This is a genomic window from Candidatus Woesearchaeota archaeon (assembly GCA_018303405.1).
Lineage (GTDB): Archaea > Nanobdellota > Nanobdellia > Woesearchaeales > JABMPP01 > JAGVYD01.
The window spans coordinates 15,559-33,697 of the sequence record JAGVYD010000016.1 but is presented as its reverse complement, the minus strand read 5'-3'; the positions used below and the strand labels follow the sequence as shown (position 1 = coordinate 33,697).

15 protein-coding genes are annotated in these 18,139 nt (G+C 46.6%); 6 read left to right on the top strand and 9 right to left on the bottom strand.

What is annotated here, in order from left to right:
• Window positions 1-7: 7 nt before the first annotated feature.
• A complete protein-coding gene (locus tag J4227_06625) occupies window positions 8-1,321 on the bottom strand; it encodes a DUF87 domain-containing protein (GenBank protein MBS3110176.1) in 1,314 nt (437 codons plus the stop codon).
• Window positions 1,322-1,466: 145 nt separating this feature from the next.
• Between J4227_06625 and J4227_06620 the strand changes: the two genes are divergently transcribed.
• Window positions 1,467-2,567, top strand: a complete 1,101-nt coding sequence (locus tag J4227_06620; GenBank protein MBS3110175.1) for a SurA N-terminal domain-containing protein — start codon at window positions 1,467-1,469, stop codon at window positions 2,565-2,567.
• Between the two features lie 126 nt (window positions 2,568-2,693).
• Here the strand turns inward: J4227_06620 and J4227_06615 are convergent, their stop codons facing one another.
• Window positions 2,694-4,004, bottom strand: a complete 1,311-nt coding sequence (locus J4227_06615) for a DNA primase (protein ID MBS3110174.1) — start codon at window positions 4,002-4,004, stop codon at window positions 2,694-2,696.
• A gap of 832 nt (window positions 4,005-4,836) precedes the next feature.
• Between J4227_06615 and J4227_06610 the strand changes: the two genes are divergently transcribed.
• From J4227_06610 to J4227_06595, 4 genes are all read left to right on the top strand, one after another.
• Window positions 4,837-5,556 (top strand): serine protein kinase RIO, encoded by a 720-nt coding sequence (locus J4227_06610; GenBank protein MBS3110173.1) that lies wholly within the window; start codon window positions 4,837-4,839, stop codon window positions 5,554-5,556.
• Window positions 5,557-5,660: 104 nt separating this feature from the next.
• Window positions 5,661-6,239: an RNA-processing protein gene (locus J4227_06605; GenBank protein MBS3110172.1), complete on the top strand. Its 579-nt coding sequence runs from the start codon at window positions 5,661-5,663 to the stop codon at window positions 6,237-6,239.
• Window positions 6,223-7,914 carry a DNA topoisomerase VI subunit B gene (locus J4227_06600; GenBank protein MBS3110171.1) on the top strand — a complete coding sequence of 564 codons (1,692 nt, stop codon included), beginning with the start codon at window positions 6,223-6,225 and terminating at the stop codon, window positions 7,912-7,914. The genes J4227_06605 and J4227_06600 overlap by 17 nt, the downstream gene beginning before the upstream one ends.
• Window positions 7,883-9,010, top strand: coding sequence for a DNA topoisomerase IV subunit A (locus J4227_06595; protein ID MBS3110170.1), 1,128 nt, complete (start codon window positions 7,883-7,885; stop codon window positions 9,008-9,010). The genes J4227_06600 and J4227_06595 overlap by 32 nt, the downstream gene beginning before the upstream one ends.
• A gap of 38 nt (window positions 9,011-9,048) precedes the next feature.
• On the opposite strand, the gene J4227_06590 is transcribed toward J4227_06595, so the two are convergent.
• From J4227_06590 to J4227_06575, 4 genes are all read right to left on the bottom strand, one after another.
• Window positions 9,049-9,969 (bottom strand): TVP38/TMEM64 family protein, encoded by a 921-nt coding sequence (locus J4227_06590; GenBank protein MBS3110169.1) that lies wholly within the window; start codon window positions 9,967-9,969, stop codon window positions 9,049-9,051.
• A gap of 75 nt (window positions 9,970-10,044) precedes the next feature.
• Window positions 10,045-11,271, bottom strand: coding sequence for a replication factor C large subunit (locus J4227_06585; GenBank protein MBS3110168.1), 1,227 nt, complete (start codon window positions 11,269-11,271; stop codon window positions 10,045-10,047).
• Window positions 11,272-11,305: 34 nt separating this feature from the next.
• Window positions 11,306-12,010 carry a DNA alkylation repair protein gene (locus J4227_06580; protein MBS3110167.1) on the bottom strand — a complete coding sequence of 235 codons (705 nt, stop codon included), beginning with the start codon at window positions 12,008-12,010 and terminating at the stop codon, window positions 11,306-11,308.
• Window positions 12,011-12,015: 5 nt separating this feature from the next.
• The gene (locus J4227_06575) at window positions 12,016-12,435 is read right to left on the bottom strand and encodes an SRPBCC family protein (GenBank protein ID MBS3110166.1); all 420 of its coding nucleotides are present in this window, start codon (window positions 12,433-12,435) and stop codon (window positions 12,016-12,018) included.
• A 129-nt stretch (window positions 12,436-12,564) separates the two neighbouring features.
• On the opposite strand from J4227_06575, the gene J4227_06570 reads away from it, so the two are divergent.
• On the top strand, window positions 12,565-14,994 hold the full coding sequence (locus J4227_06570; GenBank protein ID MBS3110165.1) for a valine--tRNA ligase: 2,430 nt from the start codon (window positions 12,565-12,567) through the stop codon (window positions 14,992-14,994).
• Between the two features lie 63 nt (window positions 14,995-15,057).
• On the opposite strand, the gene cysS is transcribed toward J4227_06570, so the two are convergent.
• From cysS to J4227_06555, 3 genes are all read right to left on the bottom strand, one after another.
• Window positions 15,058-16,452 (bottom strand): cysteine--tRNA ligase, encoded by a 1,395-nt coding sequence (cysS, locus tag J4227_06565; GenBank protein MBS3110164.1) that lies wholly within the window; start codon window positions 16,450-16,452, stop codon window positions 15,058-15,060.
• Window positions 16,453-16,526: 74 nt separating this feature from the next.
• Window positions 16,527-17,207, bottom strand: coding sequence for a fibrillarin-like rRNA/tRNA 2'-O-methyltransferase (locus tag J4227_06560; GenBank protein ID MBS3110163.1), 681 nt, complete (start codon window positions 17,205-17,207; stop codon window positions 16,527-16,529).
• Window positions 17,207-18,118, bottom strand: a complete 912-nt coding sequence (locus J4227_06555) for an NOP58 family protein (GenBank protein MBS3110162.1) — start codon at window positions 18,116-18,118, stop codon at window positions 17,207-17,209. Before J4227_06555 ends, J4227_06560 begins: the two co-directional genes overlap by 1 nt.
• Window positions 18,119-18,139: the final 21 nt, after the last annotated feature.

Here is an 18,139-nt window from a genome sequence, read left to right as displayed (position 1 = left end):
ATCACTGTCAGAACTCAAACTTCTTTTGCTCGCTCAGGGCGCTGGGGCTCCCGCCTCCGTGCCAGGTCAGCCTTGGCCGCATTCTCATCGGGTACATCCTTTCATTCACATCATCGAAAATCAGCGCAGACCCCTTGGTCCTTGGAAGATTGTCAAGCTGGAGGGACAGGCCCTCACGCATGTAGCTCTGCATCAAGGCTCCCAGGGCCTCAACGTCAATTTTTGCAGTTATCCTGTGCGCTATCACAACATCGCTTTGAGTCATGACATCTGTGTGGATTTTTCCAGGCTGCTGGCTGGCCAGCACCAATGAGATGCCCGGCTGCCGCCCTTCCCTGAGTATGGTTATCAGCGGGAAAGAGGCAACAGTATCGCCTTCCAAAGGCAGGAATTCATGCGCTTCGTCAACCACAAGCCAGACGAGCGGGACTTTTTGCTTTTCAGGGGCGCTGGAAAAATAGCTTTGGCTGTCTTTCACGTCCTGGAATTCCTCCTCTTTTCTCTGCTTCATGCGCTCCACAAAAAGCTTTTGCGCGACAAGGCCAATGACCAATGCCTTGATTTTCCAGCCTGATGCCATTGTTGCATAGCAGCTGACATCAAGCACAGTCACTTTTCCGCCAATGGCAAGATCCTTGATCTGCGTCCCCTTTTCATCAAAAACCCCCCATGATTCAGCAGAAATGAAACGGTTTACAGCGGCCTCCTTAACTTCCCTGTTTGCTGTATCATCCTTCTCGATTTCGGCCTTAATGTCCTCCATTGTATATTCCAAATTTTTTTCGCGGAGGCTGGTGATGGCTTTTTCTATAACTACACCTATCGGCTCGGTCAGCTTTATTTCAAAAGTGGTGCACCAGTCATCCGGGTCCAGCTCCTTGGGCCTGATAGCGAAAGGAAAATCAGTCGGGATGCCCTCTTCCTTATATTGCCTGTAGTATCCCACTGGCGTAAATATCTGGACATTCATCCCCATTGGCTTTAGTTTCCATTCATCCAGAAGCGGCTTTTCCTTTTGGTTGGGGTATCGCATGGTCCAATAAACGCCCATGGTGTCAAGCATGATAATACTGAGGTTCTTGTTCACCTCAGGCGGCAGCCTGGCCATTTCTTCAGCAATTATCCCCATTGTATATGACTTTCCGCCCCCTCGCTTGCCGCAGACAAAAACAACATGGCTCCTTGCCACATCAAGATATATACTGTTGGAAAGCGAGGTGGTCTGCCCCATTTTGACATAGTGCTTCCCCAGGAAAACTGCACCCTTGTCACCGAATATGTGCCTGTCTTCCTCGCTCCTGCCCAATATGACATCATACATACAGCTTCCTTGTGCGGGATGGTATATATATTTTCCCAATCGACGGCCGCGCCCTGCCCTGCTGAAATGCAGAAAATTTCCGCAAACTTTATTAATGGCACAGTTTATTTACTAGTAAAAAGATAATAACTAGTATCATTTTATAATGGTAAATAAAATGGCCAAATCCAGAAAATCCAAGAAGAATGGAAAGCGCAATTCAACCAGGAATTTCATTTTAGGCCTAATCATACTTTTTTTGGTTGTTGCAATAGTTGTGACGCTAACCAGCGACCTGAATCCGCCTAAGGATGAGGAAGCTGTTGCTGCCACAGTCAACGGAGAAAAAATTTATTCTGAATATCTTGATGCCCAGTACGAAAAGGTGCCTGAGCAGCTCAGGGCAAGCTATACAAAGCAGGTCCTTCTTGACCAGATAATTGACAGGGTCCTTGTATTCCAGGAGGCTGCCAAGGCAGGCATTTCTGTGACTGAGGATGAAATCCAGGCTGTTATTGATGAGATTTCCAGGGATTTGCCGGAGGGGAAAACCCTTGAAGAAGCCCTGACAGAAGACAGCCTCGCCCTTGATGATGTCAAGGTTGAAATCCAGCAGCAGCTCCTGCTGTCCAAATTCCTCGAGGAGAAAGTTTTCCTGAATATCGGGATTACAGCCCAGGAAATCGATAATTTTGCCAAGGAGTCCTTTGAGGGCATTGAGCTTACAAATGAAACAAGGCAGCAGATTGAAAGGTTCCTGCTTCTACAGAAGCAGAAGGATGCATATTCCAGGTTTATCAACCAGACCAGGGCAAGCTCTGAGATTGTCATTTTAATTGGCGGAGAAGCAGAAACTGAGACAGCAGCTGCGGAAACCTCAGAGACCGCACCAGCACAGGAAGACGAAGAAACTGCTCCTGAGGAAGAAGAGGCCGCTGCCGCATCCACAGAAGGGCAGGAAACGCCAGGCTCAGCTGAAGAAGCCACTGAAGCGTCTGCTGTGCCAATAAGCCTGGCAGACTGCCTGAAGGAGAAAAAAGCCATTCTTTATGGCTCAGAAAAATGCACATTCACAACAGAGCAAATTGCATTGTTCGGGGAGGAGGCAGGCAAAATCAATTTCTTTGAGTGCAATGATGCCGATGGCTACATAAGCGGGGAATGCGCTGCCCTTGGCATTGACCTTTATCCAACCTGGTCAATCGACGGCAAATCATATAAGGGAATGCAGACACTGGAGCAGCTCAAGGCATTATCCGACTGCTAGGCCATCTTGTTATATTCTTGCATTACATTCTTATTTTGGCCCTTTTTATTGGATAGCATTATTTTGTCCAGCCATCTGAAAGAAATGAAGAATTAAAAAAATTATAAAAAAAATAAAATTATAAGTTTACTCAAGGTCACTCAGTGTCATAAGCTCAATCTTTGTTTCCTGTGGCCTTACAGCATTTTCCATGCCAATCAGGAAGCTGACATTCAGCCTCTCCGCAATCAGCACAAGCTGCTTGTCTATAGAGCCATCAAATACAATGGCATAGACGCCTGTGTTAAGGCTTTTGAGCGTTGAGCTTAACTCAGTGAAAGGCACCTTGCCCAAAATATTGAGCTTTTCGTCCAGGATATATGCTCCTCTTGTGCCAATCAGGTCCTCAGACATTTCCTTGAGTGTTTTTTTGGCATCCGGGTGCATTTTCTGGGGCTTTCGCTGGGCTGCGTATTGCGGCGGCGGGCCTGCCGGCCTGGCTGAAACACCCTGCCTCATCATCGGTCCCCGCCTGTCCCTGTTGTCCCTTAGGTTGCCTCTCCTGAAGCCCTGGTCCTGCGAGTCACGGCTTTGGTTGGCCTGCTGCATAATCCTTGGCTGTTCCTTTGCCAGCTCCATCTTAATCTGTTCAACAGCAATCCTGCTCCTCAATGCCTTGTGAATTTCCTTCTTTGTGATTTCCTCAACTTCCTTGCCATCCATGGCCTTTGTGACAAAGTCTATTTCAGCAACAGTGACCAGTTCCTTTAGGATAAGGTCCCCGCCCCTGTCACCATCAACAAAAGCTGTGATAGTTTTCTTGGAGCTCAGCTCAATTATGGTCTCGGGAATGCTGGTGCCATTGATAGCAATCACATTCTTGAACCCATGCTTGAGCAGGTTAAGGACATCTGCCCTGCCTTCAACCACAATTATCTCGTCAGAATCATCGACCATTGGGCCCGCCGGGAGCCTGTCCTTGCCATATTCCGTGGCTTCCATAACCCTGACCGAATATGAAACTTCATCAGCCAATTCCTGCGAATCAGGCAATGATGTATCCATCAGGTTTTTCAGAAGCTCTTTTGCCCTGTCTATGACAAATTTTCTCTTGCTTACCCTGACATCCTCAATTTTGTCAACCTTTATCTTGGCATTGCAGGGGCCAATGCGCTGGATAATTTCCAGGGCTGCAGCCACAATTGCTGTTTCTGCCTTGTCAAGGCTTGAAGGGATGATTATTGCTCCCTGTGTTTTCCCCCCTCTTGTGTCTGAGTTAACCTCAATCCTCCCAATCCTGCCGCTCCTTTGCAGCTCCCTTAATTCAAGGTCTGCCCCAAGAAGCCCTTCGGTTTGCCCGAAGATTGCACCGATGACATCTGGCTTGTCGACGATGCCTTCAATTTCTATTGTAGAGTGCACTATATATTTTGCTGATACCGGGCTTATTTTTCCCATTGCTATAACCTCCGCTTCGCGTTGTTACTTCGCAATTCTGTAAATCATATAAAGAAGAAGCACACATCTAACTCTATCAGCTTCATACCCAATGAGCATGATGAACTAATGAACATGTGATGCCTCCTCAAGAACAAGCTAACATAATAATCCTAACCTGTGATTATTTTTAATATCCTTTACTCATTTCTCCCATATTGAATAAGTGAATGGTAATGATACGACCTGTTAGCTTGTCTTATATGTTATTTTATTATTTGCGAATATGAAAATAATGTGTTGCCCTTCACTAACTCCCGGGTTCATCGCTTGACTTTGTCGTGAGCTCCCACGAGTACTCTCGTGTCGGGCTGTGGTGTGTAAGAGTGTCTTAATTTCACAGCATCCGCGTCGCGCGGAGCTCATTAAGGACCCATTTACACACTGCGTAATGGGATTTTACAAGGAACAGTTATATAAAAAGCTTTGCCAAAGAGCAAGAATCTCCCTCTATGGCAGCATCGAAGTTACGAATTCCGCTCTCTTTTTATATGTGGCTCACATTATGGACAATATAATGCCAAACAAGGCAAAAGAAAAATTCAAGACCTACGGCAAGAGCTGGCCTCAGCTCGCACGGAAGGTAGGGAGACGTTGCTTCGCAAGTCTCCCGAACTGCGTTACAGAACGGAGTCATGGGATTGACCGAAGGTTAATCCCATCATACTAGTGCCGTGCCAAGCGAGGCTCCAGTTGCTGGCCTCAGCTCGCACGGAAGGTAGGGAGACGTTGCTTCGCAAGTCTCCCGAACTGCAGCAATTAAGTGCTAAAATTCCAGGCACGGTGTGACACTATGCCAAACAAAGCAAAAGAAAAGTTCAAGACTTACGGCAATGTATTCGACAATTTCACAGTCACCACACTGCAAAAGCTCATAGACCAGGGGCATTTTCTTGGGCTGGCAAGCCCCCTTTCAATAGGAAAAGAGGCCAATATCTTCTCAGGCAAAACTGCCAAAGGCTTTGTGGCTGTGAAGATTTATCGCCTGGAAAGCTGCGACTTCAACAGGATGTATGACTACCTGAAATTCGATGTCCGCTACCCTTCCATAAAAAGGGGAAAAAGAAACATCGTTTTTGCCTGGACCCAGCGGGAATACAGGAATACCCTTTTGGCAAGGGAGGGCGGAGTCAGCGTGCCAAAGCCTATTACACGGATGAACAATGTAATGGTTGAGGAGCTGATCGGCGATGCAGAGTCGGGCCATGCAGCAATGAAGCTTAAGCAGCTTATCCCTGCTGACCCGGAGGAATTTTTTGGGCATGTGCTTGCAAACATGAAAAAACTCCATGACGCAGGGATTGTGCACGGCGATCTGAGCGAATACAACATACTTAGCGTGGATGAATATCCTGTTTTCATTGATTTTTCCCAGGGAATTTCCATGAACAGCCCCAATGCAATGGAACTGCTGGAGCGGGACGTGAGGAACATAGCAAAATACTTTTCCAAGCTTGGCGCAAACGTCGATGAGAAAAAAATGCTCGGGAAAATTACAGGGAAGACGGGGTAATACCGACGACCTTGGCGAAACTGCAAAAGCAATAAGCAGCCAATCGAAGGATATTTGCACATTTAACAGACAAGTTTAAAAACAACATTTTTTCCCAGATGACTATGACAGAGTATTCTTACGAACTGAAAATACCGAAGGAAAGGGTCGCGGTGCTAATAGGCAAGAATGGCGAGATAAAAAAATACCTTGAAGAGCAGACAAAGACCCGCATACAGGTGGATTCAGCTGAAGGCGATGTGTTTGTTTATGGCGAGGATGCCCTCTCTCTTTTTACCCTGCGCGAAATTATTCGCGCAATTGGAAGGGGCTTTAACCCGGACATAGCAACTCTGCTCCTGCATTCGGATTATGGGCTTGAAATCCTCGACCTGCAAGAGTATGCGTCGGGCAGAAACCATTTTCTCAGGCTTAAAGGCAGGGTCATCGGCTCAGAGGGCAAATCCAGGCGGACAATTGAGGAGCTGACAGAAACATATATATCTGTCTATGGAAAAACCATCAGCATAATCGGCCCTGTTGAGAATTTGGCCCTTGCGAGGCGCGCTGTGGATTCGCTTTTGGAGGGCAGCCCGCACGCAAACGTCTATAAGTGGCTTGAGGGCAAAAGAAGGGACTTAAAGCACAGCGACATGATGATGCAGGCACAAAAGAGGGAAACACCAAATGGCGAGCAAAAGTAATGCAACTGACACAGGACAGTCCACTGCCGACATAGCACAGGAAATGGCTTCAAAAAGGCGCGAGATTTCCATTTCTGAGTTCTTTGCAAAAAACCGCCATCTCCTTGGATTTGACAACAAAAGGAAGGCGCTCCTGACAACAGTCAAGGAAGCAGTTGACAACAGCCTGGACGCCTGCGAGGAGGCGGGAATATTGCCTGAAATTTCCGTGGAAATCATTGAGATTAGCGAAGACCATTTCAGGATAATTGTTGAGGACAATGGGCCCGGGATTGTAAAAAAACAGATCCCCCATGTTTTTGCAAAGCTGCTTTATGGAAGCAAATTCCACAAGCTTTCCCAGAGCAGGGGCCAGCAGGGAATCGGAATCTCAGCAGCAGTTATGTATGCACAGCTGACCACGGGAAGGCCTGCAAAAATCACATCCCGCATCGGGCCCAAAACTGATGCCCATTATTATGAGCTGCACATAGACACCCAAAAAAATGAGCCCAAGATATTGCAGGAATCCGTGGTTGAGTGGGCAAGCGAGCACGGGGTCAAGGTCGAGCTTGACATCGAGGCAAGCTATCAAAAAGGCGACCAAAGCGTTGACCAGTACATGAAGGAAACTGCAATTGTAAATCCGCATGTCACCCTAATCTATACCAATCCAAAAGCAGAGCAAGTGATATTCACTCGTGTAACAGATGCGCTTCCTGACAAGCCCAAGGAAATCAAACCGCACCCTTACGGAGTTGAGCTCGGGATTCTCATGCAAATGCTGAAAAATACAGAGACACGCACACTCCAGGCTTTCCTGACCAGCGAATTCTCCAGGGTTGGCCCAAACACTGCAAAGGAAATCTGCCAGAATTCCAGCCTTATGCCAAACAACAAGCCCCGGGATATGGGCAGGGAGCAGGTGGAGCATCTTATCAACGGCATAAAGAAAACCAAAATCATCGCACCTCCCACTGACTGCATTTCGCCAATCGGCTCAGAGCTTTTGGAAAGAGGCCTGAAAAAAGAGATTAACGCTGAATTTTTTGCAGCAGTAACGCGGCCACCATCAGTATACAGGGGGAACCCATTCACGGTGGAAGTTGGCATTGCATATGGCGGTGCACAGGGCGCGGACCAGCCAGCCAATGTCCTAAGATTTGCCAACAGGGTGCCGCTGCTTTACGAGCAGGGGGCGTGCTCAATAACAAAATCCATAATGCAGACAATGTGGAGGTCATATGGCCTGAACCAAAGCCAGGGCGCCCTGCCAGTCGGGCCGATCACAATCGCAGTCCATATTGCTTCAGTCTGGGTGCCATTCACATCGGAAAGCAAGGAGGCTGTGGCGCATTACCCTGAAATCATCAAGGAAGTCAAGCTGGCGCTTCAGGAGGTCGGCAGGAAACTGTCAGGCTATGTATCAAAGAAAAGGAGAGTCGGCGATGAGCTGAAAAAGAGAAGCTACATCGAGAAATACATCCCGCATGTCGCCCAGGCGCTCAAGGAAATTCTCGCACTAAAGGACTTCGAGGAAAGAAAAGTTGAATCAATGCTCAAGGAGATGCTGGAAAAGCACAGGGGCAAGATTGAGGAAGTTGCAGAAGAAAACCTTGAGTATGATGAAGAATTCGCAAGCATAGGAAAAGGAAAGAAAACAGATGAAATGGACGAGGCTGAAGAAAATGAGTAAGGGCAAGCAGGCTGACCAAAAAGTGCTCAAGGAAATTGATGGAGTGGCCACTGATGTATACAGGAAAATCCTTGACAAGATGCAGCCGCAGCTGTCCATGCCGCTTCGCAGCCTCCAGAATGTCACATATGACCCTAAATTGGGCTACTTTGAGCTTTTGGGGAAATTCAAGGAAAGGACCCTCACAGCATCCACAGTCAAGACCTTTGCCCAGACACTGAAGATGATGGCGCTTTCAAAGGAGCTTGTCAGGACTGATGATATTGCGACTAAAAGAGAAGCGTATTATGTTTCAAAGAACTGGGGCGATGCAAGGTTCAATGAGCAGCCCGAATCTGACATGGTCATGGATGACATTGAATCAATGCTGATGGTCAACAGGGAGCAAATTGGATTTATTCCGGAAGAAAAGGGAGGCGATGTGTCAGGAAAGCTTGTTGTGATTGATGTTGACCCTGAAACAGGCAAGGAGATTGAGATTGACTGCACCAAATTTGGCTCAGGGGCTTATTCAGTGCCGAGCAGCGTCGAGCATCTCCAGTTTGACACAGATGCAGAATTTATACTGGCTATTGAAACAGCAGGTATGTACCAGAGGCTTGTGAAGCACGCTTACTGGAAAAAGGCAAAGTGCATACTTGTCTCCCTCGGAGGCGTTCCAACAAGGGCATGCAGAAGATTCCTCAGGAGGCTGAGCGACGAGAAAAAAATACCCGTTTATGGCTTCACTGACTGCGATCCCTATGGGATTGCAAATATCTACAGGACATTGAAAGTGGGGAGCGGAAATTCAGCACACATCAACAAGTATTTTTGCGTCCCAAAAGCCAAATTCCTCGGGGTCACGCCCCAGGATATCATTGACTACAAGCTGCCAACGCATCCCCTAAAGGATATTGATATCAAAAGGACACAGGATGCTTTCAAGAACGACCCTTTTATCAAGCATTACCCGGAATGGCAGAAGGCCCTGAAGCTTCTCATTACCATGAAGAAAAGGGCAGAGCAGCAGGCGCTTGCAGCACAAGGCCTTAATTTTGTCATAAGCAATTACCTGCCTGAAAAACTTGAGCATCCTGAGAAATTCCTGCCTTGATGAAAGTCAGGTGCCGATAGCTGCGCAGGCATCCATAATCATTTTTTCTTGGAAACTGTTTTAGTTTTTTTCCTCACAGGCTTTTCAGGAATCTCTTTTTTTGCATTTTCCTGCATGGCTGCCTTTTTGGGCTCTTCCTGGAAAATTTCTTCCTCCACTATTTTAATCTCTTCCACAACCTCATCATACTCCCTCTCAACAGCCTCTTCAATAACCGCGACCTCCTTAACAGAAACTTCCTCCACTTTCCTGAGGTCAGCTTCCAGCTCCCTGATTTCCTTAATGAAGAAGACCTTTATCGGATGCCTGAATATATATGCCATTCCAGATAACCCAACCAGCGTCAATATAATCACTGTCGATGGATTGAATTCCTTGGTTAATTCGACGCCGAAATAGTTCAGCAGAAACAGGTGGGGAATGAAACCAATAATTGAATACAGAACATAATCCCTAAACTTAATCGGTGTTATGCCAGCTGCCATTGACACGGCGTCATTGGGGAAAATCACCGGGACCATCCTTGTTATCACAATCGAAATTTTCCCCCTTTTTTTGAAAAAGGCATCAAAATGCTGCAGCTCTTTCCTGTGAACAATCTTCTCGACAAATGGCCTTCCGTATTTCCGGCTCACAAGAAAAACCAAAATGCTGCCAATCATGGTGCCGATTATTGAATAGACAGTTCCGACAAAAGTGCCAAAAAGATATCCTCCTGCAATTGTAAATACCGCGCCCGGCACAAAGAATATTATCACCTGCAGGAACTGGAAGAAAATAAAGACCAATGGGCCAAAAATTCCAAAGCCCTCTATAAAAGTTCGGATTTCGTCGGGATTGGTGTACATCTGCACAAGCGGCTGCCAATAATAGAATGCAAGCAAGCCCAAAGTGGCAATCCCAATCAAATAGCCAAACAGCACTGCATGGTTCTTCAGATTGCGCTTGGAGTGGAACATAGCCCAGAAATTCGCTTCCAATTATATAAATTTACTGCAGGATGGCTGAAAATGCAAGAAAGCCCTGCTCACGCTTCACTTATTCCTGAGCCAGTCTATGTGCTCTTTTTCCAGCCCGAGAAATTCTGCTATTTCCTGGGACCGCTGCTTATTTTTCCTGAATATGTGCTGAAGATAGGGGATTGTGCTCTGTACGGCAACCCTGGTGGAAGTGTGGGTCTTTTCAGCAATCTTCCCTGCTATTTCCTTTCTTTTCAGGTAGCGCTGGTTTGCCATCCATATCTTCAACAGCTTTGTAGTTGGCTTGTAGGCAACAAACTGGTGGTACTTTTCCTTTTTTGAAAGCGCGATTCCTGCTGTGATAAGCTCGTTAACATAAACAAGGAACCTCCAATGCTGCCATTTCCTGATCCTGCCCCTGAAAACATCTGCCCTGGACATCATGTCATATGCCTTTGCAAGGTCCTCAGGCTTTGTATACTCTTTTGGCAGGTTTTCATCCAGCCACAGCATGCACTGGTCAAGGTCTTCGTTGACATTTTCGAATGCATTCCTGGCAACATTGACATCCGTTGATTTCATAACCCTCAGCAAAGCATTGATTATTGTATCCTGCCTGTTCCTCTCACCCAGCACTTCCGGCTCCTTAACTTCATTGGAAAACCCAGCCAGGGTTTGCAGGTCATTGATTGCTGCGCGGGCATCCCCTGATGCCATTCTCGCCAGCGCCTTAATGTTTTCTTCAGAAATGCCTATGCCCTCGGATTTTGCTATTGGCCTGATGATGTTCTGTATCGATGCAGCCTGCAATGCATGGAACTCGACGTCAATGCATTTTGCCCTTAATGGCCTAAATTTCTGGTTATATGCATCATTTGTTGTCAGGAATATCGGATATGTTGTTTTATCAATCAGCTTGGCCAGGGCTGGAATGCCGCCCCTGTCCTGGGTCCCGGAAAGGCCGTCAATCTCGTCAACCAGTATCAGCTTGGTTTTGGCAAAAAGCGAAAGCTGCTCCACAGCTGCCCCAACAATGCTGTTGATTGAGGCTTCATTCCTGAAATCAGAGGCATTCACTTCCACAACCTCGCAGTCAAGCTCAGATGCGACTGCATAGACGCTTGCTGTCTTGCCGGTTCCAGTCGGCCCGTGCAGAAGAATTGCCTTTTTCTTCTGCTTCTTGTAATCCTGGAGGAATTTCTTAATCTCAGACATGGCCTTTTCCTGGCCGAGAATGTCAGCTGATTTTGCAGGCGCATATTTGCGGAACCACGGAAGATGGGAAGATTTATCCTTATCCATACTTGCGTTGCCAAATCATAGTAGAATAAAAAGCTTATGCCGGCTGCCTGGCCATGTAATGTGTTCTCTTCTTCCCATCCAGCCTTTCAATGGCGTACCTCAGCATTGTCCTTGGCATTTTCCTGCAATGTTTATCCAAGAAATTCAGAAGCGCTTTTTCGTCCCTTTTCCCTATCTCCCTCAGCATCCAGCCAACAGCCTTGTGGATTAGGTCATGCCTGTCATTCAGGAGCATTTTTGCAATTCTTAATGAATGGTCAAATTTGCCTTTTGAAATGAACCAGAAAGTCGCAAGAACTGCAATCCTTCTCTCCCATAGATTCTGCGACTCAGCAAATCTGTATAATGTTGCCTTGTCCTTGTCAAAAAAATAATTGCCCAGAATCCTTGGCGCGCTTAAGTCAACAAGGTCCCAGTTGTTTATTCCCTTTCTGTTCCTGAGATAGAATTCAGCTATGCTTTTCTTTTCCTTTACATCTTTGGATTTCTGATATCTCAAAACAAGAATGAGCAGGCCAGTGAGCCTGTGCTCATGATACTTGCTCTCCAGCAATTTTTTGATGCCAGAATAAGGCAGATCATGGTATTTTTTTGCAATTGCACGCTGCTCTGGCACTGTCAGCCCAAGGAAAACATCTCCTTCGCCATACTGGCCTTTTCCTGTCTTGAAGAACCAGGAAGAAGCCTTTGCTCTTTCCTTGCTTGCCAAGGCGAGCATTTCCTTTTTTATTGAAGACATCTTGTTCAATTGCTCTCAGTGTATTTCTTGAAATTATTCAGGATGGCCTGCCAGCCTTTTCTCTGCAATTCAACTGAGTTCTCAGTTTCAGCGTCAAATGTCACGACAACCATTGTCTTGGCGCCGCTTTTTGAAAAAATAACCTTTACCTTCCTGGCATCGCCGAGTGAATATTCAATGAGCTCATGCTGCCTTACTTCCTCATACATGCCGCTGAAGTCAAACCCGGCGCTGCCATCTTTTGCCTCCATGCGGTAACTGAATTTTCCGCCTTTCCTAAGGTCATTCACTGCTTTTGGCGTATGCCATCCATCTGATGCATTGTTCCAGTGAATGACATGCTCAGGGGCAGTGTAGAATTTCCATGCTTTTTCAATCGGCGCATTGATAACCACATCAACTGTTATTTTCTCTTGGGGAATCATGAGCCTTGCTATACTTCCTGATATATAAAACTTGGTCAATTGGCGCTGCCCTGCTATCGCACAGCCGTGATTGCAGGCTGGGCTTTTTTGCCTTAACCTTTAAATACCCTATCCATTCTCTTTTACGCTATGGAACTGCCGGAAAGATATGAACCAAAAACCAGCGAGCCAAAATGGCAGAAATTTTGGGAAGACGAAGGCATTTACAAGTTTGACCCACATTCCAAGGCAGAAATATTCTCTGTAGACACCCCTCCCCCAACTGTATCTGGCAAGATGCACATTGGCCATTCATTCTCATATTCGCAGCAGGATTTCATAATCAGGTTCAAGCGGATGCAGGGCCGTAACATATTTTACCCGTTTGGCACGGATGACAACGGGCTTGCCACGGAACGGCTGATTGAGAAAACCAAGAAAGTCAGGAGCAAGGCAATGGAAAGGAAGGAATTCGTAAGGCTTTGCCTGGAAACCCTTGAGGAAATCCGGCCGGAATATGTCTCGGACTGGAAGAAACTTGGCATCTCATGCGATTTCAGCCTTTTTTACACCACAATAAACGAGCACTGCCAGCGAATAAGCCAGAAATCCTTCCTGGACCTCTACAAAATGGGAAGGATTGAGAGAAAAAAATCACCAATCATGTTTTGCCCAACATGCCAGACAGCCATTGCACAGGTTGAACTAAAGGACGCTGAAAGGGAATCGCATTTGGTTTACATAAAGGTTGATGTTGACGGCACAAGCGAGCACTTGGTATTTGCAACAACAAGGCCAGAGCTGATTTATGGATGCGTTGGGATTTCCGTGCATCCCGATGACAAAAGGTACAAGCATTTGATAGGCAAAAAAGTCAGGATGCCCATAACCGGGAAGGAAGTTGAGCTTATCCCTGATGAATTTACTGATATGGAATACGGCTCCGGAGTTGTTTATTACTGCACATATGGCGGCGTTGAGTGCATAGACTGGATGGAAAGGCATCCGCAAATCAAGGCAATAGATGTAATGGGCCTTGACGGAAAGTTCAATGACAATTCAGGCAAGTTCAAGGGAATGAAGAGCGAGGAAGCGCGGAAACTGGTTATTGAAGAGCTTGAGAAGGAGGGCGCGCTTGCCAAGCTGGAAAAAATAAGGCACATTGTGAATACACACGAGAGATGCGATACTGACATCGAGTACATTGCAACAGAGCAATGGTACATAAGGTACCTTGACCTTAAGGATGAATACCTGAAAGCAGGCAAGGAAATCAAATGGCACCCGGATTTCATGAGGACAAGATATGATAATTGGATAAAAGGCCTGAGGTGGGATTGGAACATCTCAAGGCAAAGGTATTATGGCGTCCCATTTCCCCTATGGTACACAAAAGACGGAAAGGTAATACTGGCTGATGAAAAGCAGCTGCCAGTTGACCCTCTGGCTGACAAGCCACTTCACGTTCCAAAAGGAGTCGAGGCCTCTGACCTTATCCCTGAGAAGGACGTGATGGACACCTGGGCAACTTCCTCACTTACCCCGCAAATTGCAATCGAGCTTGTTGAAGACGAATCAGTCAGGAAAAAATTGTTTCCCATGTCATTGAGGCCGCAGGCGCACGACATAATCACTTTTTGGCTATTCAACACGCTTGTCAAAAGCAGATTCCACAATGGTAAAAATCCCTGGCAGAATATTGCAATCAGCGGGTTTGCGCTTGACCCCCATGGAAAGAAGATGAGCAAGAGCAAGGGCAATGTTGTTGAGCCGCAGCTCATGATGGACAAGTATTCAGCTGACGCGCTCAGGTTTTGGGCAGCAGGCTCAAAGCTCGGCGAGGACCTCCCTTTCCTTGAAAAGGACCTTGTAACCGGGCACAAGTTTGTCACAAAGCTGTGGAATGCAAGCAAATTTTCAATGATGCACCTTGCAGGATACGAGCCGAAAATGCCAGGCAGCCTCTATCCAGCTGACAAATGGATTTTATCCACGCTTAACAGGCTAATAGCCAATAACACAGAATGGTTTGACAATTACGAATATGTAAGGACAAAGCTTGACACTGAAAAATTCTTCTGGCAGGTATTTTGCGACAATTACCTCGAAATGGCCAAGGACAGGCTGTATAATCCCGCTGCTTATGATAATGATGAAGTAGAATCGGCCAAATACACCCTCTACACTGTGCTTTATTCAATATTGAGGCTCATGGCACCCATAACCCCCCACATCACCGAGGAGATTTACCAGGCATATTTCAGGAAAAATGAAGGCAAAAAATCAGTCCACCTTTGCGAGTGGCCTGGCTATGAGGAAGGGATGGTTGACCAGGATGCCGAGGCCTATGGAAAAATGGCAGTAGACATAATATCAGCTGTCCGAAAATTCAAGTCTGGGAAGAATATGTCGCTAAAAATCGAGCTGTCGAGACTGGTGATTGAATGCAGTAGGGAAGACATGGAAAAACTGAGGCCATTCATCCCTGACATCAAGGCAACTGGAAAGATCAAGGAAGTCATTTCCGGGAAAGGCAGCGAAACTCTCAATGAGAAAGTCAAGATTTCCATAGAAGCCTGAAAATGGGCATTCTTCAGGATGATGATTTTTTGTCCAGGGCAATTTCCATAGTGCAGAATAATTTCAGATTTTTTTCACTTTTACACCATCCTTGGTGTCATCAACCTGCCAGCCCTTTTTCCTTATTTCGTCCCTCAGCTTGTCAGACATTGCAAAATCCCTATTCTTCCTTGCTTCCTGCCTTTTATTAACAAGGGCCATAATCTCATCAGGAATTTTTTCTTCAGCAAACTCCAGAAGGCCAAGGACTTTGTCCAGTTTTTTCATGAACCCCAGAATCTCTTTCGCATTTTCGGCTGAAAGCGTGCCATCCGCCATCAGCTTGTTTATCTCGCGCATAAAATCAAATACGGAAGCCAGGGCTGAACTGATGTTGAGGTCATCATCCATGCTTGCCCCGAACTGCTTTTTGCAGGCTTCCAAATGACTGGAAATGTCAGTGTGGCTTCCATTGGCCTCTTTAAGCTTGGATATAAACTCCTTTAGCCTGGCAATTGTCTCTTCTGCGCCCTGCAAGGCCGTTTCTGTAAAATTCAGTGGTACCTTGTAATGCGCGCTCATCAAAAGATACCGGATTGCCTTGGGGCTGAAGCCTTTTTCCAGCAAATCCCTGAGGGTGAAGAAATTGCCAAGCTTTTTGGACATTTTTTTTCCATTGACCATCAGGTACTCATTGTGGAACCAATAATCAGCAAACTTTCCGCCGGACGCGCCTTCGCTTTGCGCTATTTCATTTTCATGGTGGGGGAAAATTAGGTCTATTCCTCCTGCATGTATATCAAAGTGGCCGCCCAGCAGCCTCATGCTCATTGCGCTGCACTCTATATGCCATCCTGGCCTGCCCCTTCCTATCTCTGTTTCCCAGAAGACATTCCCGTCATCCCTGTCCCATGCCTTCCACAATGCAAAATCATTGGCCTGTTCGCGCTCATACTCATCGCTTTTGACACGGCCGCTTGCGCCCTGCTCCAACTCAGAAATTTTTACCCTGGACAGTTTGCCATAATCTGGAAATTTCCTGACGCTGAAGTAAATGCTGCCATCCTCGCCCCTGTATGCAAATCCCTTCTCCATCAGGGTTTTTATCAGCCTGACCATCTCATCTATATAGTCTGTTGCCTTTGGATACTCATTCGCCCTTTCAATATTCAGCGCATCAATATCCTCGAAAAAAGCAGTGATGTACTTTGCCGTGAAATCTTTCAGGGACATGTTGTGCTTCTGGCTGTCCCTTATTGTTTTGTCGTCTATGTCAGTCAGGTTCATGACCTGGCGGACTTCATAGCCGCTGTATTCAAGCCACCTCCTAAGAATATCACTGCAAATGTATGCCCTATAATTGCCAATGTGCGCAAAGTCATACACTGTCGGGCCGCATGTGTACATCCTGACCTGGCCTTTCTTTATTGCCCTGAAATCTTCTATGCTTCTTGTCAGCGTATTGAAAAGTTTAAACATATTGACCCCTTGGTTATGGCGTTTTTTATATTTTTCCCACATCAGTCCATTGCCAGGCCATCCATGCCAGGCTTTTATCTTTTTTTGCAGATGAAAATGCAATGATCCTTCTGGAATGGGTCCAATTCGCGATATTCAACCACTTCCACCATTCTTGAATCCTCGAGCATCTTCCTTGTCTGCTGGAAAATTTCCCTTGGCCTTTTTGAAATGTCGATGCTCCTGGCCTTGACGCAGAGCAGGGCAAAGCCGTCTTTCTTCAAAAACCAGTCGCAGTTCCTGAGGAAGATCTCAGCCTGGTCGCGCTGGGCAATGTCCTGGTAAAGCCAGTCTGCCTGGGACACGCTGCCGCAGAATGTGGCCGGGCGCGCAGCATCCGCCAATACAGGCGCTATATTCTTCCTGTCCTCTGCAAGGAAGACCAATTCCCTCATCACCCTTGGAGCAAAATCCAGTGCAAATACAAAGCCTGAATTTGTCACGATATCCGAGACATGGGAGACAGTTGTGCCAGTTGAAGCGCCAAGGTACAAAACAACATTGCCTTCTTTCAGGCCAATCTGGCTCGCGCCTTTGAGTATAGCTGCACATAGCTTGCTTTTCCAGGCATCCCATTCCCTGTACTCATCCTTGCCAATCCTGATTATTTTTTCACCGTACACTTTCATGCCCGGAGAAATGCTTTTTGTCAGCAGGATTTTTTTCTTTTCGCCGCCGGACTCGAAAATATTGGGAAACCTTGTTTTCTGGACCATCAGAATTCAACCCCTGTCTTTGCAACTATCTCCTGCTTGAGCGCTGTGGAGGCTTTTTTGCCATGGAAATAATCAATCCTTGCAGCCATTGAAATCTTGTCAGCAATAATCCTTGCAAACCTGCCATGGTCCTTTGGCTTTGACTTTGCAATCACAGGATGATTTACAATGATACCGTGCTTTGGGCTCCTTGCCCCTGTCTTAATGTGCCTGAATAGCGCTTTTTCAGCCCCAAGAAGCTGGACTGTTGATGATGGCATAGCAGCGAGCCTCTTCAGCGTGCCTGCATGCGCCAGGAGCCTTGCCCCAAGCTGGAACCCTGCAATTTCGCCAAGATTCGGGCAATAGCCCTTCATTGAGCTTTCAAGATAATCCTGTATCCTTCCCTTGTACATAAAGAGCTCCTTGACTTTTTTTGCCAGGTCCAAAAGGGCGTCAATATCCCCCTTATCAAGGTGGCCACCCATGGATTCATCTTCCTCTATGTGCAGCTCAGCCAGAAGCTGCTTCCTTGGCTTCTTGGCAATTATCTCTGCGAATTTTTCATGCCCGTCAATTGCCCGTGATATCTCAGGGCAGTAAAGCTCGTACCATTCCCTCAGCCTTTTGGCAATGGAATTTGCAGACCTGTCAATATCATCAATTGCATTGATGGACTGAACAATCAGCAAGTCCTTGTTCACATAATCCCTGATTTTTTGCTTGGTCGCGCCAATGTTCGCTTTCCTGAAAGCTGAATAATATTCGCTTCTCTTGAATGCCTGAAGGACCTGCTTTGCCTGGCTGTCAGTGGCTTTTTCATGGCCGTATTTCTCAGAAAGCATCTTCAGGCCACCTTTCTCAGCAAGCCTGAATTTTTCATCAAAGGCATAGCTGCCTGTGACGTTCATGAACAGGAAGTATTTTGGCATACAGGAACAGAGATAACCAGC